Origin of the sequence: Cryobacterium sp. BB736 (assembly GCF_014980265.1) — a bacterium.
Classification (GTDB): domain Bacteria; phylum Actinomycetota; class Actinomycetes; order Actinomycetales; family Microbacteriaceae; genus Terrimesophilobacter.
Map to the genome: position 1 here is coordinate 194,941 of NZ_JABXWQ010000006.1, position 20,068 is coordinate 215,008.

Consider the following 20,068-nt stretch of genomic DNA (forward strand, 5'->3'; position numbering starts at 1 on the left):
ATGCTCGACATCGTGATCGACGTGCTGACCGCGGTCTTCCTGATCGTCGGGGCGTTCCTGTCGTTCGCCGCGGGGGTCGGCCTCATCCGATTCTCGGATGCGATAGCGCGGATGCACGCGACGACCAAGCCGCAGATCCTAGGGCTGATGGTGATCCTCGCCGCGATCGGCCTGCAGAGCCCGAACTGGTCGACGATCCTGCTGCTCATCCCGATCCTCGTCTTCCAGATGCTGACCGCGCCGATCGCCGCGCACATGGTGGGCCGTGCGGGCTACCGCACCGGTGTGATGGCCGAGGACAGCCTGCTCATCGACGAGCTCGCCGGGGCCATCGAGCGGGCGCAGCAGGAAAGCGGCGGTGCGGGGACGACTTAGACTCGATCCCATGTCCGAGCCTGATCTGAAGCCCCGATCCCGTGTCGTCACCGACGGAATTGAAGCCCTCACCTCCCGCGGCATGCTCCGCGCCGTCGGCATGGGTGACGCCGACTGGGATAAGCCTCAGGTCGGCATCGCCAGCTCGTGGAACGAGATCACGCCCTGCAACCTGAGCCTCGACCGGCTCGCCCAGGGGGCGAAGGAGGGCGTGCACGGCGGCGGCGGCTACCCGCTGCAGTTCGGCACCATCTCCGTCTCCGACGGCATCTCGATGGGGCACGAGGGCATGCATTTCTCGCTCGTCAGCCGCGAGGTCATCGCCGACTCGGTTGAGACCGTCATGATGGCCGAGCGGCTCGATGGTTCCGTGCTGCTGGCCGGATGCGACAAGTCGCTGCCCGGGATGCTGATGGCGGCCGCCCGGCTGGACCTCGCATCCGTCTTCCTCTACGCAGGCTCGATCGCCCCCGGGTGGGTGAAACTCTCCGACGGCACCGAGAAGGACGTCACGATCATCGACTCGTTCGAGGCAGTCGGCGCGGTCAAGGCCGGCACCATGTCGGAACTGGACGCGCACCGCATCGAGTGCGCGATCGCGCCGGGTGAGGGCGCCTGCGGTGGCATGTACACCGCCAACACCATGGCGAGCGTGGCCGAAGCCCTTGGCATGAGCCTCCCCGGCTCTGCCGCCCCGCCGGCAGCCGACCGCCGCCGTGACTACTTCGCCCACCGCAGCGGCGAAGCCGTCGTGAACCTGCTGCGCCTCGGGATCACCGCCCGCGACATCCTGACCAGGAAGGCGTTCGAGAATGCGATCGCCGTCGCCATGGCGTTCGGCGGCTCGACCAACGTCGTGCTGCACCTGCTGGCCATCGCGAAGGAAGCCGATGTCGAGCTCACCCTCGACGACTTCAACCGGATCGGCGACAAGGTGCCGCACATCGGCGACCTGAAGCCGTTCGGCAAGTACGTGATGAACGACGTCGACCGGCACGGGGGAGTGCCCGTCGTGATGAAGGCGCTGCTGGACGCCGGCCTGCTGCACGGTGACGCGCTCACCGTGACCGGCAAGACCGTCGCCGAGAACCTCGCCGAACTGGATCCGGAGCCGCTCGACGGTGAGGTGCTGCGCACGCTCGACAACCCGATCCACGCGACCGGCGGGCTCACCATCCTGCGCGGCTCGCTCGCCCCCGACGGTGCCGTGGTCAAGACGGCCGGCTTCGACGCCGAGGTGTTCGAGGGGCCGGCGCGCGTGTTCGAGCGCGAGCGCGCGGCCATGGACGCCCTGACAGAGGGCGCCATCAACAAGGGCGACGTGATCGTCATCCGGTACGAAGGGCCGAAGGGCGGGCCAGGGATGCGCGAGATGCTGGCGATCACCGCCGCCATCAAGGGCGCGGGGCTCGGAAAAGATGTATTACTGTTGACGGACGGCAGATTCTCAGGCGGCACAACCGGCCTGTGCATCGGCCACATAGCTCCCGAAGCGGTGGACGCAGGTCCGATCGCGTTCGTGCGCGATGGTGATCTGATTCGGGTCGATATCGCAGGCCGCTCACTTGACTTACTTGTCGACGAGAGCGAGCTGGAGGCCCGCCGCCGAGGCTGGGCTCCGCTTCCCCCGCGCTATACCCGTGGCGTTCTCGCAAAATACTCGAAGCTCGTGCACTCCGCTGCGGAGGGCGCGACCACCGGGTGAGCACCCCAATCCTCGACTGAAGGAAACCCAGAAAACCATGCCCGCGGAATCTATCCCCGTGCCGACTCCCTCGACGACGCATCCACGCTCCAGTGAGCCGGAAATCCTCACCGGCTCCGGGGCCGTGCTGCGCTCGCTCGAGAAGCTCGGCATCACCGACGTCTTCGGACTGCCCGGCGGCGCCATCATGCCGTTCTACGACGAGCTCATGTCGTCGACCACCATCCGTCACATCCTCGTGCGCCACGAACAGGGCGCCGGCCACGCGGCCGAGGGCTACGCGTCGTCCACCGGCAAGGTAGGCGTCGCGATCGCGACCTCCGGCCCCGGCGCGACCAACCTGGTGACGGCGATCGCGGATGCGCACATGGACTCCGTCCCGCTGCTCGCGATCACCGGTCAGGTGTTCTCGACCGTAATGGGCACCGATGCGTTCCAGGAAGTCGACATCGTCGGCATCACCATGCCGATCACCAAGCACTCGTTCCTGGTGCGCCGGCCGGAGGACGTTCCGGCCGTGCTGCAGGCCGCGCACCACATCGCGACGACCGGCCGGCCGGGCCCTGTGCTCGTTGACATCACCAAGGACGCGCAGCAGAACTCGGCACCGTTCATCTGGCCGACCGAGGTCGAGCTGCCCGGCTACCGTCCGGTGACCAAGGCGCACGGCAAGCAGGTGCAGGCAGCCGCCCGGATGCTCGCCGAGGCGAAGCGGCCCGTCCTCTACGTCGGTGGCGGCGTCATCCGGGGCCGGGCCTCGGACGAGCTGCTCGCATTCGCCAATGCCAGCGGCGCGCCCGTCGTGACGACGCTGATGGCGCGCGGGGCGTTCCCCGACTCGCACAAGCAGCACCTGGGCATGCCCGGCATGCACGGCACCGTGCCCGCGGTGCTTGCGCTGCAGGAATCCGACCTGATCATCTCGCTCGGCGCCCGCTTCGACGACCGGGTGACCGGCAAGCCGAGCGAGTTCGCGCCGAACGCCAAGGTGGTTCACGTCGACATCGACCCGGCCGAAATCTCCAAGATCCGCGTCGCCGATGTGCCGATCGTTGGTGACGTGAAGGACGTTCTCACCGACCTCGCTGCCGCGTACAACGAGGTAATCAAGAAGGTGCAGCCGGACTTCACCGACTGGTGGGCACGCATCGAAGAGCTCCGGACGAGCTTCCCGCTCGGCTACGACGACCCGGCCGACGGCTTGCTCGCTCCGCAGTACGTGATCGAGCGGATCGGTGAGCTCACCGGACCGGAGGCGATCTACGCCGCGGGCGTCGGCCAGCACCAGATGTGGGCTGCCCAGTTCATCAAGTACGAGCGTCCCAACGCATGGCTGAACTCCGGCGGTGCCGGCACCATGGGCTACGGCGTGCCTGCAGCGATGGGCGCCAAGGTTGCCAACCCCGAGCGCACCGTGTGGGCGATCGACGGCGACGGATGCTTCCAGATGACCAACCAGGAGCTCGCGACCGCGACGATCAACAACATCCCGATCAAAGTCGCCGTGATCAACAACTCGTCGCTCGGCATGGTTCGACAGTGGCAGACGCTGTTCTACAACGGCCGCCACTCGTTCACCGACCTGAACACCGGCCACGAGACCGTCATGGTGCCCGACTTCGTGAAGCTCGCGGAGGCGTACGGCGCCCTCGGCATCCGGGTCACGAAGAAGGAGGAGGTCGATGCGGCGATCAAGCTCGCGAACGAGACCAACGACCGTCCGGTCGTCATCGACTTCATCGTGAGCGCCGACGCGATGGTGTGGCCGATGGTGCCGCAGGGAGTCGGCAACTCGAACGTGCAATACGCGCGCGACAAGGCGCCGGAATGGGAGGACGAGTAATGAGCCACGTACTGTCACTGCTCGTCGAGGACAAACCGGGTCTGCTCACGCGTGTCGCCGGGCTGTTCGCCCGACGCGGCTTCAACATCGAGAGCCTCGCGGTGGGCAAGAGCGAGATCCAGGGCCTGTCCCGGATCACCGTCGTCGTCGACGTCGAGGAACTGCCGCTCGAGCAGGTCACCAAGCAGCTGAACAAGCTGGTCAACGTGATCAAGGTCGTCGAGCTGGACCCGACGCAGACGGTCGAGCGCGAGCACATGCTCATCAAGGTGAAGGTCGACAACTCGACTCGCAGCGCGATCCTCGAGGCGACCAACCTGTTCCGCGCCCGCATCGTCGATGTGGCGACGGATGCGCTGGTGATCGAGGTCACCGGCGACACCGCCAAGGTGCAGGCGCTGCTGCGCGTGCTCGAGCCGCACGGCATCAAGGAGATCGCCCAGTCCGGGCTGCTCGCCATCGGCCGTGGGCCGAAGAGCATCACCGACCGCGTCTTCAAGAATTGACGGGCGCCGGCACGGCCGCCCGCTAGAGACATCCGAACAAGCAAGGAGAAACAACCAATGGCCGAGATCTATTACGACAAGGACGCCGACCTGTCGATCATCCAAGGCAAGAAGGTGGCCGTCATCGGCTACGGCTCGCAGGGGCACGCGCACGCGCAGAACCTGCGTGACTCGGGTGTCGAGGTCAAGATCGGCCTGAAGCCCGACTCGAAGTCGAAGCCGAAGGCCGAGGAGGCCGGTTTCGAGGTGCTCCCGAGCGCCGAGGCCGCGAAGTGGGCGGATGTCGTCGTCATCCTCGCGCCGGACCAGCACCAGCGTGCGCTGTACGCCGAGGACATCCGGGACAACCTCGAGGCGGGCAACGCGCTCGTCTTCGGGCACGGCTTCAACATCCGGTTCGGCTACATCGAGGCGCCCGAGGGTGTCGACGTGATCATGGTCGCGCCGAAGGGCCCCGGCCACACCGTGCGCCGCGAGTATGAGGCCGGCCGTGGTGTGCCGGTGATCGTCGCTGTTGAGAAGGACGCGACCGCGGGCGCCTGGCCGCTCGTGCTGAGCTACGCGAAGGCGATCGGCGGTCTTCGGGCCGGTGGTATCAAGACGACCTTCACCGAGGAGACCGAGACCGACCTGTTCGGTGAGCAGGCGGTGCTCTGCGGTGGTGTCTCCCAGCTCGTCCAGTACGGCTTCGAGACCCTCACCGAGGCCGGCTACCAACCCCAGGTCGCCTACTTCGAGGTGCTGCACGAGCTCAAGCTCATCGTCGACCTCATGTGGGAGGGCGGCATCGCCAAGCAGCGCTGGAGCGTCTCCGACACCGCAGAGTACGGCGACTACGTCTCCGGCCCGCGCGTGATCGACCCGCACGTCAAGGACAACATGAAGGCGGTGCTCGCCGACGTACAGTCCGGCGCGTTCGCCGAGCGGTTCATCGCCGACCAGGACGCCGGCGCGCCGGAGTTCAAGGAGCTGCGCGCCAAGGGTGAGGCCCACCCGATCGAGGCGACCGGCAAGGAACTGCGCGCCCTGTTCGCGTGGAAGCAGCAGGACGACGACTACGTGGACGGCTCCGCCGCCCGCTAGTCATCCCCGCTGGTTGAGGGGTCGCGAAGCGACCGTCTCGAAACCCGTCCGCACAAGAACTTCCGTGTGTGGCTGGTTTCGAGACGATCGACTTCGTCGATCCCTCAACCAGCGGTAATGCGAGCAGCGGGCGCGGCTAGAGTTGCTCGGGTGGCCGTGGATCCTGACGACGAAGCCCTCAGCTGGGGCGACGAGTCCGATCCCAGCCACGCCGCCGCACCAAGCGCGGACGCAGTCGAGGCCGATGGCACCGCATCCGGCTCGCTCGCGCTCGTCGCTTACGGCATCTTCGCCGGCCTTTACCTGCTGTACACGATCGGCTGGGTGCTGGCATCCATCCGCAACCCGATCCCCGTCGGCGGGATCCTCCCGGTGATCTTGTACCAATTCGGCGAGTTCCTGGCGATCGTCTCCCCGGCACTCTGGGCGGGATCCGTTGCCGTCTTCACACGCCACAAGCGGCCCGCAACCCGCGTGGTGTGGTTGCTGATTGGCGCGCTCGTCCTCATCCCATGGCCGTTCATCGCATGACCGAGACGATGCGAACTCCGGATGCCGCACCCGACCGGGTCGATTGGGCGCGCGTCGCGATCGCGGCGGCCTTCGGGCTGCTGTTCGCGTACGACCTGTTCGAGGCGATCTCCGACGCGATCGGCGTCGTCACGAGCATCAACCAGATCAACGAGCTCGCGGCCGAGGCTGACGTGGCACCACTCGGCATCCCGTGGGCGGCGATCGTGGTGAACCTGGTTCTGCCGGTCATGCTCTATGTCGTCGGCGTCATCGTCGGCTTCAAGCGGGGTCGACTGCCGCTGGTCCTCTCCTTGGCTACCGCCCTTGCCGTGGTCGCGGCGGTCACCCTCAGCGTCAACGTGCTCGCCGGCTATCTCACCTAGCGACGCGTAACCAGCGGCGAGCGCGGAACGGCCTGCATTACAGTTATCCTGTCGCGCCCGTGTGCGCCGCGGCGTTCCCCCTCTTATCTGGCGAAGGATGCTTTCGTGGCGAAACCGATCGTGCTGATCGCAGAAGAACTCTCACCCGCTACTGTCGACGCCCTCGGGCCCGACTTCGACGTGCGCAACGTCGACGGCACCGACCGGGCAGCGCTCCTCGAAGCGCTTCCAGATGCGAGCGCCATCCTCATCAGGTCGGCGACCAAGGTCGACGCCGAGGCGATCGCAGCGGGACGCAAGCTGAAGGTCATCGCCCGCGCGGGCGTTGGGCTCGACAACGTCGACGTCAAGACGGCGACCGAGGCGGGGGTCATGGTCGTCAACGCGCCGACCTCCAACATCGTGTCCGCGGCCGAGCTCGCGATCGGCCACCTGCTGAGCCTTGCCCGGCACATCCCGGACGCCAACGCCTCGCTCAAGGCGGGGGAGTGGAAGCGCTCCAAGTACACCGGCACTGAGCTGTACGAGAAGACCATCGGAATCGTCGGGCTCGGCCGCATCGGCACGCTCGTCGCGCAGCGCCTCGCCGCGTTCGACACGACCGTCGTCGCCTACGACCCGTACGTGACGCCGACGCGCGCGCAGCAGCTAGGCGTTCAGCTGTTGAGCCTTGACGAGCTCATGCAGCAGGCCGACTTCATCACCGTGCACATCCCGCGCACGCCCGAGACGACCGGCCTCATCGGACGCGAGCAGTTCGCCAAAGCCAAGCCGAACCTTCGCATCGTCAACGCGAGCCGTGGCGGCATCGTCGACGAGCACGCACTGTACGAGGCGCTCCGCGACGGCCGCATCGCAGGCGCCGGTCTCGACGTTTTCGTCACCGAGCCTCCCACCGACTCACCGCTGCTCGAACTGGACAACATCATCCTCACGCCGCACCTGGGCGCGTCCACCGACGAGGCCCAGGAGAAGGCGGGCGTGTCGGTGGCCCGCTCGGTGAGGCTTGCCCTCGATGGTGAGCTGGTCCCGGATGCCGTGAACGTCGCCGGCGGTGTCATCGACCCGACCGTTCGTCCGGGCATCCCGCTGATGGAGAAGCTGGGGCAGGTGTTCGCCGGACTGGCTCAGCGTCCGGTCACCAGCATCGACGTCGAGATTCGCGGCGAGATCGTAGACTTCGACGTCAGCGTGCTGAAGCTTGCCGCGCTCAAGGGCTACTTCACGAACATCGTGAGCGAGGCCGTGTCCTACGTGAACGCGCCGCTGCTCGCCGAGCAGCGGGGCATCCCGGTGCGCCTGATCACCGACGCCGAGAGCGAGGAGTACCGCAACCTGCTGACCATCCGCGGCGGCCTCGCCGACGGCACCGAGGTATCGGTGTCCGGCACCCTGATCGGCACCAAGCAGTCGCAGAAGATCGTTGCGGTGAACGGCTACGACGTCGAGGTGCCGCTCGACGAGCACCTGATCGTTATGCTCTACACCGACCGGCCGGGCATCGTCGCGATCTTCGGCAAGGAGTTCGGCGATGCCCAGATCAACATCGCGGGCCTCCAGATAAGTCGCCGGGAGGCCGGCGGCCAGGCGCTGTCGGTGCTCACCGTCGACTCACCGGTCTCGGAAGAACTCATCGAGACGGTGCGGCAGGCGATCGACGCCGACTACATTCGTCAGATTGACGTAGTCGCCTGACGAGAGGTTGCGAATGAGGCGGTCGGAGCCAGCGTTGGTTCCAGCCATTGCAGGAGTAGTCGGCGCAGTGGTGATGGCGGCGCACGCCGTGCTCCTCGCGTTGCGCCCTGAAGGGTGCGTCGGTCAGGCGTGCAGCGGCGGCGCCGCCCACCGCCCGTCCGAGGACATCTCCTGGCTGTTCCTCATTGCGGTAGCGCTGCTTGCGGTCGCGGTCGCAGGCCACCGCACGCTGCCGCGTTGGGGCAGGATCGCGACAGCGACGACCCTGGCGGTCGGGGCCCTGCTGCTTGCGGTCGGTATCGCCATAAACCGCGGATCCAGTTACGGCGACCCGTTGTGGTGGCTGGTCGACTCCGACACTCTGGGACGCTTCGTCCCGCTGCTTGCGACGGGCATCGCGGGCTTCGCGGTGCTGCGCTCCCCGGTGCTCCGCGCGTGGCTTGGTTCCCTGCTGCTCGCGGCCTTCGTGATCGGGCTGCCGTTCAACATCCAGGATTGGCGCGTGCTGTTGAACCTGCCGATGTCCGCGGCGTGGGCCGTGTTGTTCGCCATCACCCTCGCATCCGCTCGCCGTGGAGCCCACGAACTGGCACCCGCTGCCGCATCCTGAGACCGCACTTAGACAGAGAACTGCCCCGCGGTGCAACCGATGCTCCGCGGGGCAGCCTGCCTAGACGTCGTTAAAGCGTCGGATCGACGTCGCTGCGCGTCTCGCGCTGCACGGTGCGGTCACCGGTTCCCCCGACCTCACGAACGGTCTCAACGCTTGAGCGGCGTCGAAGCACCAGGACGAGCGAGATCAGGAATACGACCACTCCGGCGATCATCAGGATCCAGCCGATCAGATCCAAGTTGACGAACTGAACCTCGAAGTTCAGCGCGAAGGTGACGATGGCGCCGATCACGAACAAGACGATTCCGGTTCCAATTCCCACGATCGATCCTTTCTGTTCGCCGATGCCCGGCCCATCCAGAGCCGAACTGGCGTTGTGTGAATCAGACTCGCAATCCACCATGGGAACCGGCTGAGAGCCGCCTGCGCGCTAATGTGGCATGCACACCCCCGCAGAGCCGGAGTAGCCAACCATGCCCAGAAACATCTCTCTCGCCGTCATCGGCGGAGACGGAATCGGCCCCGAGGTCACCGCAGAAGCACTCAAGGTGCTCGAAGCCGCGGTGCCCGCGGACGTGACGATCGACGCGACGCAGTACTCCTTCAGTGCCGGCCACTATCTCGACACCGGGCGGGTGCTGGACGACGCGGACCTCGAGGCGCTGCGCCAGCACGATGCCATCCTGCTCGGAGCTGTCGGCGGCGACCCGCGCGATCCGAGGCTCGCGGGCGGGCTCATCGAGCGCGGGCTGCTGCTCAAGCTCCGGTTCGCCTTCGACCACTACGTCAACCTGCGACCCGGACGGCTCTTCCCGTCGATCGCGTCTCCGCTGGCCAACCCGGGCGACATCGACTTCGTGGTGGTCCGGGAGGGCACGGAGGGTCCGTACACCGGCAACGGCGGCAGCATCCGGGTCGGCACGCCGGCCGAGGTCGCGACCGAGGTGAGCGTCAACACCGCGTACGGGGTCGAGCGGCTTGTGCGGTTCGCGTTCCGCACTGCGGCCCAGCGGCGGAACAAGCTCACCCTCGTGCACAAGACGAACGTGCTCACCTACGCGGGTTCGCTCTGGCAGCGCACCGTCGACAGCGTTGGCGTCGAGTTCCCGGAGGTCGCGGTCGACTACCTGCACATCGATGCGGCAACGATCTTCCTGGTCACCGATCCGTCGCGCTTCGACGTGATCGTCACCGACAACCTGTTCGGCGACATCCTGACCGACCTCGCCGGGGCGGTTTGCGGCGGGATCGGCCTGGCCGCATCCGCCAACATCAACCCGGACGGCACCTTCCCGAGCATGTTCGAGCCGGTGCACGGGTCGGCGCCCGACATCGCCGGAAAGCAGATCGCCGACCCGACCGCTGCGATCCTGTCGGTCGCGCTGCTGCTGCAGCAGCAGGGACTGCCGGATGCCGCGGCGCGGGTCACCGACGCCGTAACGGCCGACCTCGGGTCGCGTGGATCGGACGCGCGCAGCACCGCGCAGGTGGGTGACGCGATCGTTGCGCTCATCAAAGAAGCGCAGAATGGATGAGTCCGGTCTCTCCCGGACAGCGAAGAGCGAAGGATTGGCGATGGCCTCAACACAAACGGATGCAGCACTCGAATTCCAGGTGACACGGAACCTGGCCGCGAAGAGCCCGCAAGAACGTGCAGAGATCCTGGCCAACCCCGGTTTCGGCAAGAACTTCACCGACCACATGGTCGACATCTGCTGGAGTGTCAACGGCGGCTGGCACCGCCCGCGGGTGCAGCCGTACGGCCCAATCACCCTCGATCCGGCGGCCGCGGTGCTGCACTACGGGCAGGAGATCTTCGAGGGCCTGAAAGCGTACCGGCATGCTGACGGCTCGATCTGGACCTTCCGTCCCGAGGCCAACGCCCAGCGCATGCAGCGCTCCGCCCGCCGGCTCGCCCTGCCGGAGCTGCCGGTCGAGTACTTCCTCGACTCGCTGCATCAGCTGATCGCCGTCGACGGCGACTGGGTGCCATCCGAGCCAGAGACGAGCCTCTACCTGCGGCCGTTCATGTTCGCCAGGGAGGCGTTCCTGGGCGTGCGCGCCGCGCACAAGGTCGCCTACTACCTGATCGCGAGCCCGGCCGGCGCCTACTTCCACGGCGGTGTCGCGCCAGTGTCGATCTGGCTGTCGACGAACTACTCGCGTGCGGGCAAGGGCGGCACCGGGGCGGCGAAGACGGGCGGCAACTACGCAGCGTCGCTGCTGCCGCAGGAGGAGGCCGCCGCGCAGGGCTGCGCCCAGGTGATGTTCCTCGACTCGGTGGAGGGCAAGTACATCGAGGAACTCGGCGGGATGAACGTCGTGCTCGTCTACAAGGACGGCCGCGTGGTCACGCCCGAGTCGGAGAGCATCCTCGAGGGCATCACCCGCGACTCCATCCTGAAGCTCGCCGAGGACCGCGGCCACACGGTGGAGCGCCGCCAGGTCACCATCGACGAGTGGCGCGAGGGCGCGGCATCCGGGGACATCGTCGAGGTGTTCGCGTGCGGCACCGCCGCGGTGGTGACGCCGATCGCGCAGCTCAAGGCCGCCGATTTCACGATCGGCGACGCGGATGCACAGCCGGGCGAGTTGACCATGTCGCTGCGGCAGGAGCTCACCGATATCCAGTACGGGCGCGTCGAAGACAAGCACGGCTGGATGCACCGCCTGGACGGCTGACCTAAGGAAAGGCGGGCCTCCCCGGACGGGTACGCTTGATCGGGTGAAGATCGCGCGTTTTAGCAGTGCCGGGGAAGACCCGAGGTTCGGAATCGTCGACGACCAGGAGCTCGTCGTTTTGGCTGGGGACCCCATGTTCAGTGGGTTCAACACCACCGGAGAGCGGGTCGCGCTGGAGGACTCCCGACTGCTCGCGCCGGTCATCCCTCGGTCGAAGGTGGTGTGCGTCGGCCTCAACTACGCCGCGCACAAGGCGGAGATCACGAGCGCCGCGCCGGACAACCCGCTGATCTTCCTCAAGCCGAACACGTCGGTCATCGGACCGGGCGAGACCATCATGATCCCGCCGGTGGATGGTCGCATCGTGCACGAGGGTGAACTGGCGATCGTGATCGGCCGGATCGCGAAGCAGGTCAGGGCCGAGAACGCGATGGACTACATCTTCGGCTATACGATCGCCAACGACATTTCCGCGCGCGACGTCATGTTCGCGGACGGGCAGTGGGCTCGTGCGAAGGGGTACGACACGTTCTGCCCGCTTGGCCCGTATATCGAGACCGAGCTCGACCCGACCAACCTCGAGATCGAGACCTTCGTCGACGGTGAGCCCCGCCGCAAGGGGAACACCGCGGACATGCTGTACAAGATCCCCGAGATCATCGAGTTCGCGTCGGATGTCTGGACGCTGCTGCCCGGGGACGTCATCCTCACCGGGACGCCGGCCGGCCTCGGCGGGTTCACCGACGGGCAGCGGGTGGACATCACCATCGAGGGCATCGGAACACTCTCGAACCCGGCCCGCAACCGCGACTAGCGAGGTGGGGTCGGGTCGCCGACCTGCACGATGCCGTTCTAATACGCGAACACCGCGACCTGCACGCGGTCGCGCAGCGCGAGCTTGGTCAGCAGGCGTGACGCGTAGGTCTTGACCGTCGCCTCGCTGAGGAACAGCTCCTGCCCGATTTCGGAGTTGGAGTGTCCGCGCGCGATGAGCCGCACGATCTCCAACTCACGGTCGGTCAGGGATGCGACCACCGGGGATGGCCCACCGAGCGGCCGTTGGGTGAATCGCTCGAGCAGTCGGGCCGTCACCGCCGGGGCGAGCATCGCCTCCCCTCGAGCGACAACGCCGACCGCGTGAACCAGGTCGGTCGGCGACACATCCTTCAACAGGAAGCCGCTGGCACCGGCCCGCACCACCTCGTACACGTACTCGTCGAGGTCGAACGTGGTCAGGGCAAGCACTCGCGGCGCCGGGTCGCACTCGGCCAGCACCCGCCGGGTTGCGCCGATGCCGTCGAGAACGGGCATCCGGATGTCCATGAGCACCACGTCGGGGGAGAGCTCACCCGCGAGCGTCACCGCCTCCTCGCCGTTGGCGGCTTCACCGACGACGTCCATGCCGGCGCGCTCGAGAATGAGCCGAAAGCCAGCGCGCACCAGCTCTTGGTCGTCCGCCAGCAGCACGCGCGTCACAGCAGCACTCCGACCGGGAGGACCGCGTGCACCACGAATCCGCCCGGCTCACTCGTTGTCTCCAGCCGGCCGCCGTACAGCGTGGCGCGCTCGCGCATGCCGATCAGTCCGTGGCCATGGCTGTTCGGCTTGCCGGATGCGCCGATGCCGTCATCAGCAACGGTCACTTCGACCTCTCCCGCTGTGAATCGCACGGTAACGATTGCGCTGCGCGCGGAGGAGTGCCGTCGGGTGTTCGTCAGGGCTTCTTGGACGATCCGGTAGACCGCGAGATCAAGTCCATCAGGGAGCTCGAGCGGTTCACCCTCGATGCGAAGTTCGGTGTCGAGCCCGGCGTCACACGCCTGGTCTATCAGCCGGGGGAGTTCTGCCAGTCCGGGCTGCGGTTCGAGGGAACGCTCGTCGTCCGGGGTGCGCAACATGGCGACCACCCGACGCATATCGGCGAGGGCGGACGTTCCGGTCGTGCGGATGTTCTGCAGCGCCTGGCGCACGATCGCCTCGTCGTCGGCCGCCTGCTCCGCGGCCCCCGCCTGCACAACCATCACGCTGACCGAGTGCGCGATGATGTCGTGCAGTTCGCGCGCGATGCGCGCGCGTTCGTCGGCGACCGCCTGCAGCGCCTGCATCCGGCTCTCCGCTTCGACCTCGGATGCTCGGGTCGCCGCGTCCGCGGCACGTTTCTCGAACAGACTCAGTCCCCGACCGGATGCCCAGACGAGGGCCGTGACGGTCCAGTGGTAGATCATCTCCTCGGGGGACTGCATCACGTCTACGCGCAAGTCGAAGAAGATCAGCATGGCGGCGGCAACGCCGGCGCCCGCGGCGCTGCGCCATCCCTTGCCGTGCCTGGCAACCGAATAGACCGCGACCAGCAGCGGGAAGAACTGGCCCCAGAACAGCACGGGCACAGGTGTGATCGAGTAAACAGCCGCCCACAACACGACAATCGCCGTCAAGGTCGCCAGGGGCGCGAAACGGCGGACGATCAGCAGCAGGCACACGGAAATCGCGAGCGCGGTGCCGAGTTCCTTTGAACCGTCCCCATACACGGATTGCAGCGGCACCCAGAGCTCGGCGATCGCGACGCCACACAGGATGATTGCGACCGCGGCATCCTGAGTCAGATGTACGAGGCTGCGGCGCGTCACATGCCCGAGGATACGCGGGCGATGCGCCCGCGGGAATCACCGGAAGTTGACCGAGGTGTCGCCCGCTGGCGATCGAAGTTGAATCCGACGACGGATGCCGGTCATCGGATGCCTCCCTAGCGTCTTGCGAGCAGGTCAAATCTTTGGAGGAATCATGACCACAACCGCGAAATACCGTCGCTTCCTGACCGCGCTCAGTTTGGTGCTGACCGGCGCGTTAGTCGTCGTCTGGGTGCTGCTCTGGCCAGCGGCAGAGCACGCGGATGGACTGCTCGGTGCCATCGCCGCTACGCCGGCGACGGCGACCATCTCTGCCCTCGCCTTCGCCTACGCGCAACTGTTCTTCATCGTCGGCCTGCTCGGCGGTGCGCAGCTCGTCAGTTCGCGCTCGCCCGTGATGTCCAACCTCGCCGCGACCTTCGGCATCATCGGCGGCTTCGGCCACACGATCTTTGCCGGTGGCTCCTTTGTCACCCTGGCGATGGCCGCCGACACCGCGAACCGTGACATCCACAACGCCATTCTCGACCGCGAGATCGGATGGGTCGATGGCATCCCGCTGCTCATGGGCATGATCGGGACGATCCTCGCGATCCTGTTCCTCGGCATCGGGCTGCTGCGCGCCAAGGTGGGGCCGGTGTGGATTCCGATTGCCCTGTTCGTGTTCCTCCCGCTCGAGTTCGCGGTGGGCAACTTCGTGCCGTGGGCGTACTATGCGTCCGGCGCGCTCTACCTCATCGCGCTCACCGCGATCGCGACTGTCGTCTGGAAGAGCCCGATCGAGCAGTGGATGACGGTTGCCGATGGTCGGGCGGCGGAGGTGGAGTCGGTGCCGGCCGCGCGCTGACCCCATCCGGCATCGCCCGAACCCCAACCGAGCGCCAGTTTGTTGACCGCGCGCCCCTTTAAAGCGGAGCGCGGTCAAAAAACGCCGGCGAGAACGCCCGAGACCCTCGACGGTGCTGCCGTTTGTTATCGATGCGCCCGCTAGAGCACCCGCATCGATAACAAACCGCCGCAACGTTGCGGAAGCGGCGGGAGCGGGAGGGGAGGCGCCTACGCCTCGGGCGCGGCGCTGCCGACGAGCTGCAGCCCGACTACACAGCCGATGAGACCAAGCATCAGCAGCACTTTCACCAGCGACACCGGCTCGGTTCCGGTCAGCATCGCGTATGCGACGGTCAGTACCGCCCCGATGCCCACCCAGACGGCATACGCGGTCCCGGTCGGGATGTCCCGCATCGCCCACGCGAGACCGGCCATGCTCAAGATCAGCGCGACGAAGAACGTGACGGTCGGCCAGAGCTTGGTGAACCACTCCGACTTGCCCAACGCCGTCGCCCAGACGGCCTCGAGCACACCGGACAGAATCAGGATTACCCACGACATGACTACTCCACGGCCAGTCTTGTCGCGTGCCGGGTACTGATCCCTCGTCCGGGAGCGCTGTCGGCGCTCGCCGTCCACGCTAGCAAGACCGGCTCAGCGACCGCTGGGCACCACCGCGCGACCACCGGATGCGCATCGTAAGCGGAACTAGGATTGAGCGCGATGGCTGCCAACTTCACTACCGCATCCGGCTCCGACGTCCGCGTCCGGTTCTGCCCCTCACCGACCGGTACCCCGCACGTCGGGCTCATCCGTACGGCGCTCTTCAACTGGGCGTACGCGCGCCACACAGGCGGCAAGCTGATCTTCCGGATCGAGGACACGGATGCCGCCCGCGACAGCGAGGAGAGTTACATGCAGCTCCTCGACGCGCTGCGCTGGCTGAAGATCGACTGGGACGAGGGCATCGACGCCGGCGGACCGCACGGCCCATACCGGCAGTCTCAGCGCCAGGACATCTACCAGGGCGTGATCGAAGCGCTCAAGGCATCCGGTCACCTGTACGAATCGTTCGTCACCCCGGAGGAGATGGACGCCCGCAACGTCGCGCACGGCCGCGACCCGAAGCAGGGCTACGACAACTTCGAACGCGACCTCACCGACGCCGAGCGGGACGCGTTCAAGGCCGATGGCCGCCAGCCCGCGCTGCGGCTGCGGGTGCCCGACAGGGACCTGAGCTTCACCGACCTGGTGCGCGGCGAGATCACCTTCCCGGCCGGCAGCTTCACCGACTTCGTCGTGGTGCGCCCGAACGGCATCCCGCTGTACACGTTCGTGAACCCGGTCGACGACGCGCTGATGGGTGTCACCCACGTGCTCCGCGGCGAGGACCTGCTCAGTTCCACCCCACGCCAGATCGCCCTGTACACCGCGCTCATCGAGATCGGCGTGGCGGATGCGATCCCGCAGTTCGGCCACCTGCCGTACGTCATGGGGGAGGGCAACAAGAAGCTCTCCAAGCGCGACCCCGAGTCGAGCGTGTTCCACCTGCGCGACATGGGCTTCATCCCGGAGGGGCTCGGCAACTACCTCGCGCTGCTCGGCTGGGGGCTGTCGGCCGACCGCGACGTGTTCACCACCGAGGAGTTCGTCGGCGCGTTCGATGTCACCGATGTGAACCCCAACCCGGCCCGCTTCGACCTGAAGAAGGCGGAGGCGATCAACGCCGACCACATCCGGATGCTGCAGGCTGACGACTTCGCGGAACGGCTCCTTCCGCACCTGACCGACATCGTCGACAGCGGCGCCGACCGTGTGCTGCTGGCGAAGGCGGCGCCGCTGATCCAGGAGCGCATCCAGCTGCTCGGCGAGGCGCGCGGCATGCTCGGCTTCCTGTTCACCGACGACGACGCGATCCAGTACGACGCGGACGCGCTGAAGGGCCTCGGCGAGGACCCGGTCGCGGCGCTGCGGGCGGCATCGGCCGCACTGGCGCCTCTCGACGACTGGTCGACGGATGCGATCGAGCAGGCACTCCGCACCGCTCTAGTCGATGAGCTCGGGCTGAAGCCCCGGCTCGCCTTCGGGCCGGTGCGCACCGCGATCTCCGGCCGCCGGGTCAGCCCGCCGCTGTTCGAGTCGATGGAACTGCTCGGCAAGGACTCCTCGCTGAACCGCATCAACCGCCTGGCGGAGCGACTGTGACCGATACCGATGTCATCATCGTCGGCGCCGGCCCGGCGGGTCTGAGCGCTGCCCTGAATCTGGCTCGTTCCCGGCACCGGGTGCTGATCTTTGACAGCAACCGCCCGCGCAACGCGGCGACGCTCGCGAGCCACGGCTTCCTCAGCCGCGACGGAGTGTCCCCGCTGAAGCTGCGCAAGATCGGCCTGATCGAGCTCGAGCAGTACCCGGACGTGCAGCACAAGCGCGGCCTAGTCGAGCGCATCGAGCAGGTGGACGGCGGCTTCGCGGTGACCTCGAGCGGCGAAACGGTGACCGCACGGATCGTGGTGCTCGCCTCCGGGCTGAAGGAGATCCTGCCCGCGCTGCCGAGCATCCGGGCTTATTACGGCACCAGTCTGCACAGCTGTCTCGTCTGCGACGGTTACGAGAAGCGCGACCAGCCCCTGGCGCTGATCGGCGAGTCCGCCGACCTGGCCGAGCGCTCGCTGCTGGTGTCGCGCTGGAGCGACGACCTGATCGTGTTCACCAACGGAACGGATGCGATCAGCCCAGATGACGAGGCCCGCCTGGCCGAGCGCGGCATCCGGGTGGAGAGGCGCGCCATCGAGGATGTCGTGGGCGACCGGGACGGACTGACCGGGGTGCGCCTCGCGAATGGCGAAGTCATCGAGCGGCGCGCTGGCTTCATCCGCCCGGGCTATCTCACCAATCTGGACTTCATCGGTGCTCTCGACGTTGAGCGGGACAAGGATGGCTTCCTCGTCGTTGACGAGTACGGCCGCACGTCGTTGCCGTGGCTGTACGCGGCGGGCGACCTGACGCCTCCGGGCCCGAAGCAGCTGATCGTCGCGGCCGGGCAGGGCGCGATGGTCGCGGGCGGCATCAACCGCGACGAGATGCTCACGCGCTTCGGTTCGTGACCGCCCCCGTGGGTGCGGTAGAGTAGTCGTCGGCCCGGTTCCGGTCGGTGCCCTTGGGGTATGGTGTAATTGGCAACACGGCTGATTCTGGTTCAGTTGTTCTTGGTTCGAGTCCAGGTACCCCAGCAAGTAGATCCCCGAATTTCTCGGGGATTTTTGCTTTGGTGGCAGGTAGCGCCACGATTCCCCAGCCAGTGTTTTCCCGGGAACACGCGTCAAACTCACTGCGTCTCGGTCGTGAGGCGGCATCTCTTAGCACGCGACCAGTGACGCGGTAGCGCGCCTTCCTCCCGAGCACTCCCATTGGCCCCTGCGCAAGCGGAAGGAGGCCTCGCAATGACAGCGGAACAGCCCGGCAGTCCGGGTGCGACCCACGGCGGCGAGCAGACTGGGCGGACGGTACGCTCGGCCAGGTCCTGGCTGGAGACACGATTGCGCACGACCGCACTCGGTCGTTTCGTGATGCGCACCTCAAGCTCGCTTGTCGAGATCGAAGTTTTCGATCGGGCGATGACCCTCGCGGCGCAAGCATTCACCTCCATACTCCCGCTCGTCATCGTCGTGGCAGCTTTACGCCGCGGTGATGCGGAACCGATCGGCCGGGGACTGTCTAACTACTTAGGACTGAACGACTCCGCGGCCACCGCGCTCGAGAGAGTTGTTCCCGCATCCTCCGACGTCTTCAATGCGCTGGGATGGTTCGGAACTCTCCTCCTCATCGTTTCCGCTACGGCCTTCTCACGGGCACTCGAGCGGTTCTACGCACGTGTTTGGTCGAAGCGCAAGCTCGGCTTCCGCGCAGCGTGGCGGTTGTTCGCGGTTCTCGCGACCGTCCTCGTCGGACTGGTCCTGGTGCAGCTCACCCGTTCCGTCCTGCGCGGAGACGGAACCTACGTCGCGTTCAGGGGCGTCGCCGAGTTCGTACTCTGGACCGCGGTGTGGCTGCTCGCCGGGTGGATCGTCCTGAACCGGACTGTCAGCTTCAGGTCACTACTACCTGGCGCAGTCCTCTGCGGCATTGGGCTTGCGATAGTGGGCGGATTTGGTCGGATTTACCTTCCGGTCGCCCTGGCATCGTCTGCGGCGCAGTTCGGCGTGCTCGGCATCACCATCGCCTACGTCGGCTGGCTCTTCGTACTCATGTCCGTGGTCGTCATCGGCGTCACCATCGGGCGGGTGCTCACCGTGGATTACGGCGTCATGGACCGCGTGGGGCCGCGACGGCACCAGCCCACCGGTGCGGACGGCTGATTGGTGCACGCGTTACTCTGAAGGAAAGTCCACCTTTCGCCTGGCGCGGGACAGGAAATCAACGTGGTCACCTTTCGCGAACTCCACTACACGGATGCCCCGCTCCTGCTGCCGAACGCGTGGGACGTCGGGTCCGGCTTGGCATTCGCAGCCGCAGGCTTTCTCGCCGTCGGCACCACCAGCTTCGGCGTCGCCGCAAGCATCGGTTTGCCGGATGGCCGCGGCGCCACCAAGTCGGCCACCGTGGCGCTCGCGGCGCGGTTGTGCCGCTTGTCTGTTCACGTCACCGCTGACATCGAGGACGGCTACTCGGACGACCGCACCGAGGTCGCAGAGTTCGTGGCCGAGCTGGCCGCCCTGGGCGTGGCCGGCATCAATATCGAGGACAGCAGGGACGGGCACCTGGTTGACCCAGCGACCTTGGCAGCCAAGGTCGCCTCCATCAAGCGACGCACGCCCGAGATTTTCGTCAACGCACGTGTCGACAACTTCTGGTTTAACGAGCTAGCCACCGTCGAAGCAGTCCTGCTCCGCGCCAGCGCTTATAGCGACGCCGGAGCCGACGGGATTTTCGTCCCAGGAGTGACTGACCCGGAGGACATCCGGAACATCGCCGCTGGGATCGGGCTGCCGGTCAACGTGCTGGCGCACACGTCACTCACCGTCGCGCAGCTGGGGGAGTTGGGGGTCAGACGCGTGAGTTCCGGATCGCTGCCCTACCGCGCGGCTGTCGACGCCGCCGTCGACGTTGTCAGCGCGTTGCGCGACGGCAAGCACGCTCCCGCAGCGACCTCGTACTGGGAGATGCAATCGCGCCTCAACGACTTCGCCGAGGGCTGATCCCTCCGCGGACGAAG

General features: G+C 66.8%; 21 protein-coding genes, 1 tRNA gene and 1 riboswitch. Of the genes, 18 read left to right on the top strand and 4 right to left on the bottom strand.

Annotation, left to right across the window (positions count from 1 at the left end):
• The 9 genes from mnhG to IRG63_RS13230 all read left to right on the top strand — a co-directional run bounded on the left by mnhG (position 1) and on the right by IRG63_RS13230 (position 8,713).
• The gene (gene mnhG / locus IRG63_RS13190; protein WP_168626515.1) at positions 1-375 is read left to right on the top strand and encodes a monovalent cation/H(+) antiporter subunit G; all 375 of its coding nucleotides are present in this window, start codon (positions 1-3) and stop codon (positions 373-375) included.
• 10 nt (positions 376-385) lie between these two features.
• Positions 386-2,080 carry a dihydroxy-acid dehydratase gene (gene ilvD, locus IRG63_RS13195; protein ID WP_193510394.1) on the top strand — a complete coding sequence of 565 codons (1,695 nt, stop codon included), beginning with the start codon at positions 386-388 and terminating at the stop codon, positions 2,078-2,080.
• A gap of 37 nt (positions 2,081-2,117) precedes the next feature.
• A complete protein-coding gene (locus tag IRG63_RS13200; protein ID WP_193510395.1) occupies positions 2,118-3,923 on the top strand; it encodes an acetolactate synthase large subunit in 1,806 nt (601 codons plus the stop codon).
• The gene (ilvN, locus tag IRG63_RS13205) at positions 3,923-4,429 is read left to right on the top strand and encodes an acetolactate synthase small subunit (RefSeq protein WP_193510396.1); all 507 of its coding nucleotides are present in this window, start codon (positions 3,923-3,925) and stop codon (positions 4,427-4,429) included. Before IRG63_RS13200 ends, ilvN begins: the two co-directional genes overlap by 1 nt.
• A gap of 30 nt (positions 4,430-4,459) precedes the next feature.
• Positions 4,460-5,512 carry a ketol-acid reductoisomerase gene (ilvC, locus tag IRG63_RS13210; RefSeq protein ID WP_370566274.1) on the top strand — a complete coding sequence of 351 codons (1,053 nt, stop codon included), beginning with the start codon at positions 4,460-4,462 and terminating at the stop codon, positions 5,510-5,512.
• 150 nt (positions 5,513-5,662) lie between these two features.
• Positions 5,663-6,043 (top strand): hypothetical protein, encoded by a 381-nt coding sequence (locus IRG63_RS13215; protein ID WP_193510398.1) that lies wholly within the window; start codon positions 5,663-5,665, stop codon positions 6,041-6,043.
• Complete coding sequence (locus IRG63_RS13220) at positions 6,040-6,408, top strand: hypothetical protein (RefSeq protein ID WP_193510399.1); 369 nt, start codon at positions 6,040-6,042, stop codon at positions 6,406-6,408. Before IRG63_RS13215 ends, IRG63_RS13220 begins: the two co-directional genes overlap by 4 nt.
• A gap of 105 nt (positions 6,409-6,513) precedes the next feature.
• The gene (gene serA / locus IRG63_RS13225; protein WP_168626522.1) at positions 6,514-8,103 is read left to right on the top strand and encodes a phosphoglycerate dehydrogenase; all 1,590 of its coding nucleotides are present in this window, start codon (positions 6,514-6,516) and stop codon (positions 8,101-8,103) included.
• A gap of 34 nt (positions 8,104-8,137) precedes the next feature.
• Positions 8,138-8,713 (top strand): hypothetical protein, encoded by a 576-nt coding sequence (locus IRG63_RS13230; RefSeq protein ID WP_193510400.1) that lies wholly within the window; start codon positions 8,138-8,140, stop codon positions 8,711-8,713.
• Positions 8,714-8,783: 70 nt separating this feature from the next.
• Here the strand turns inward: IRG63_RS13230 and IRG63_RS13235 are convergent, their stop codons facing one another.
• On the bottom strand, positions 8,784-9,038 hold the full coding sequence (locus IRG63_RS13235) for a DUF6458 family protein (protein ID WP_168626524.1): 255 nt from the start codon (positions 9,036-9,038) through the stop codon (positions 8,784-8,786).
• Positions 9,039-9,189: 151 nt separating this feature from the next.
• Between IRG63_RS13235 and IRG63_RS13240 the strand changes: the two genes are divergently transcribed.
• From IRG63_RS13240 to IRG63_RS13250, 3 genes are read left to right on the top strand one after another with little or no spacing between them, the layout of a single operon-like run.
• The gene (locus tag IRG63_RS13240) at positions 9,190-10,251 is read left to right on the top strand and encodes a 3-isopropylmalate dehydrogenase (protein ID WP_193510401.1); all 1,062 of its coding nucleotides are present in this window, start codon (positions 9,190-9,192) and stop codon (positions 10,249-10,251) included.
• A gap of 40 nt (positions 10,252-10,291) precedes the next feature.
• Positions 10,292-11,398, top strand: a complete 1,107-nt coding sequence (locus IRG63_RS13245; protein WP_168626526.1) for a branched-chain amino acid aminotransferase — start codon at positions 10,292-10,294, stop codon at positions 11,396-11,398.
• Between the two features lie 43 nt (positions 11,399-11,441).
• Positions 11,442-12,212, top strand: coding sequence for a fumarylacetoacetate hydrolase family protein (locus tag IRG63_RS13250; protein ID WP_168626527.1), 771 nt, complete (start codon positions 11,442-11,444; stop codon positions 12,210-12,212).
• Positions 12,213-12,250: 38 nt separating this feature from the next.
• On the opposite strand, the gene IRG63_RS13255 is transcribed toward IRG63_RS13250, so the two are convergent.
• The gene (locus IRG63_RS13255) at positions 12,251-12,874 is read right to left on the bottom strand and encodes a response regulator transcription factor (protein WP_193510402.1); all 624 of its coding nucleotides are present in this window, start codon (positions 12,872-12,874) and stop codon (positions 12,251-12,253) included.
• Complete coding sequence (locus IRG63_RS14140) at positions 12,871-14,025, bottom strand: sensor histidine kinase (protein ID WP_168626529.1); 1,155 nt, start codon at positions 14,023-14,025, stop codon at positions 12,871-12,873. The genes IRG63_RS13255 and IRG63_RS14140 overlap by 4 nt, the downstream gene beginning before the upstream one ends.
• A gap of 154 nt (positions 14,026-14,179) precedes the next feature.
• On the opposite strand from IRG63_RS14140, the gene IRG63_RS13265 reads away from it, so the two are divergent.
• Positions 14,180-14,872 carry a hypothetical protein gene (locus tag IRG63_RS13265; RefSeq protein WP_168626530.1) on the top strand — a complete coding sequence of 231 codons (693 nt, stop codon included), beginning with the start codon at positions 14,180-14,182 and terminating at the stop codon, positions 14,870-14,872.
• A gap of 209 nt (positions 14,873-15,081) precedes the next feature.
• On the opposite strand, the gene IRG63_RS13270 is transcribed toward IRG63_RS13265, so the two are convergent.
• Positions 15,082-15,414, bottom strand: a complete 333-nt coding sequence (locus IRG63_RS13270) for a multidrug efflux SMR transporter (RefSeq protein ID WP_193510403.1) — start codon at positions 15,412-15,414, stop codon at positions 15,082-15,084.
• An 8-nt stretch (positions 15,415-15,422) separates the two neighbouring features.
• A riboswitch (guanidine-III (ykkC-III) riboswitch) is annotated at positions 15,423-15,486 on the bottom strand.
• A 90-nt stretch (positions 15,487-15,576) separates the two neighbouring features.
• Here IRG63_RS13270 and gltX point away from each other — a divergent pair.
• From gltX to IRG63_RS13295, 5 genes are all read left to right on the top strand, one after another.
• A complete protein-coding gene (gene gltX / locus IRG63_RS13275; protein WP_193510404.1) occupies positions 15,577-17,058 on the top strand; it encodes a glutamate--tRNA ligase in 1,482 nt (493 codons plus the stop codon).
• A complete protein-coding gene (locus IRG63_RS13280) occupies positions 17,055-17,960 on the top strand; it encodes an NAD(P)/FAD-dependent oxidoreductase (RefSeq protein ID WP_193510405.1) in 906 nt (301 codons plus the stop codon). Before gltX ends, IRG63_RS13280 begins: the two co-directional genes overlap by 4 nt.
• 54 nt (positions 17,961-18,014) lie before the next feature.
• Positions 18,015-18,086 (top strand) — tRNA-Gln (locus IRG63_RS13285).
• A gap of 210 nt (positions 18,087-18,296) precedes the next feature.
• Positions 18,297-19,211 carry a YhjD/YihY/BrkB family envelope integrity protein gene (locus tag IRG63_RS13290; protein ID WP_193510406.1) on the top strand — a complete coding sequence of 305 codons (915 nt, stop codon included), beginning with the start codon at positions 18,297-18,299 and terminating at the stop codon, positions 19,209-19,211.
• A gap of 63 nt (positions 19,212-19,274) precedes the next feature.
• Positions 19,275-20,051 carry an isocitrate lyase/phosphoenolpyruvate mutase family protein gene (locus IRG63_RS13295; protein ID WP_193510407.1) on the top strand — a complete coding sequence of 259 codons (777 nt, stop codon included), beginning with the start codon at positions 19,275-19,277 and terminating at the stop codon, positions 20,049-20,051.
• Positions 20,052-20,068: the final 17 nt, after the last annotated feature.

Bases quoted from the DNA above. Each gene is read 5' to 3' on its own strand.
- IRG63_RS13265 (WP_168626530.1), top strand. From the start codon at position 14,180: ATGACCACAACCGCGAAATACCGTCGCTTCCTGACCGCGCTCAGTTTG.
- mnhG (WP_168626515.1), top strand. From the start codon at position 1: ATGCTCGACATCGTGATCGACGTGCTGACCGCGGTCTTCCTGATCGTC.
- gltX (WP_193510404.1), top strand. From the start codon at position 15,577: ATGGCTGCCAACTTCACTACCGCATCCGGCTCCGACGTCCGCGTCCGG.
- IRG63_RS13240 (WP_193510401.1), top strand. From the start codon at position 9,190: ATGCCCAGAAACATCTCTCTCGCCGTCATCGGCGGAGACGGAATCGGC.
- IRG63_RS13290 (WP_193510406.1), top strand. From the start codon at position 18,297: ATGACAGCGGAACAGCCCGGCAGTCCGGGTGCGACCCACGGCGGCGAG.
- IRG63_RS13270 (WP_193510403.1), bottom strand. From the start codon at position 15,414: ATGTCGTGGGTAATCCTGATTCTGTCCGGTGTGCTCGAGGCCGTCTGG.
- IRG63_RS13220 (WP_193510399.1), top strand. From the start codon at position 6,040: ATGACCGAGACGATGCGAACTCCGGATGCCGCACCCGACCGGGTCGAT.
- IRG63_RS13200 (WP_193510395.1), top strand. From the start codon at position 2,118: ATGCCCGCGGAATCTATCCCCGTGCCGACTCCCTCGACGACGCATCCA.
- ilvN (WP_193510396.1), top strand. From the start codon at position 3,923: ATGAGCCACGTACTGTCACTGCTCGTCGAGGACAAACCGGGTCTGCTC.
- ilvD (WP_193510394.1), top strand. From the start codon at position 386: ATGTCCGAGCCTGATCTGAAGCCCCGATCCCGTGTCGTCACCGACGGA.
- IRG63_RS13245 (WP_168626526.1), top strand. From the start codon at position 10,292: ATGGCCTCAACACAAACGGATGCAGCACTCGAATTCCAGGTGACACGG.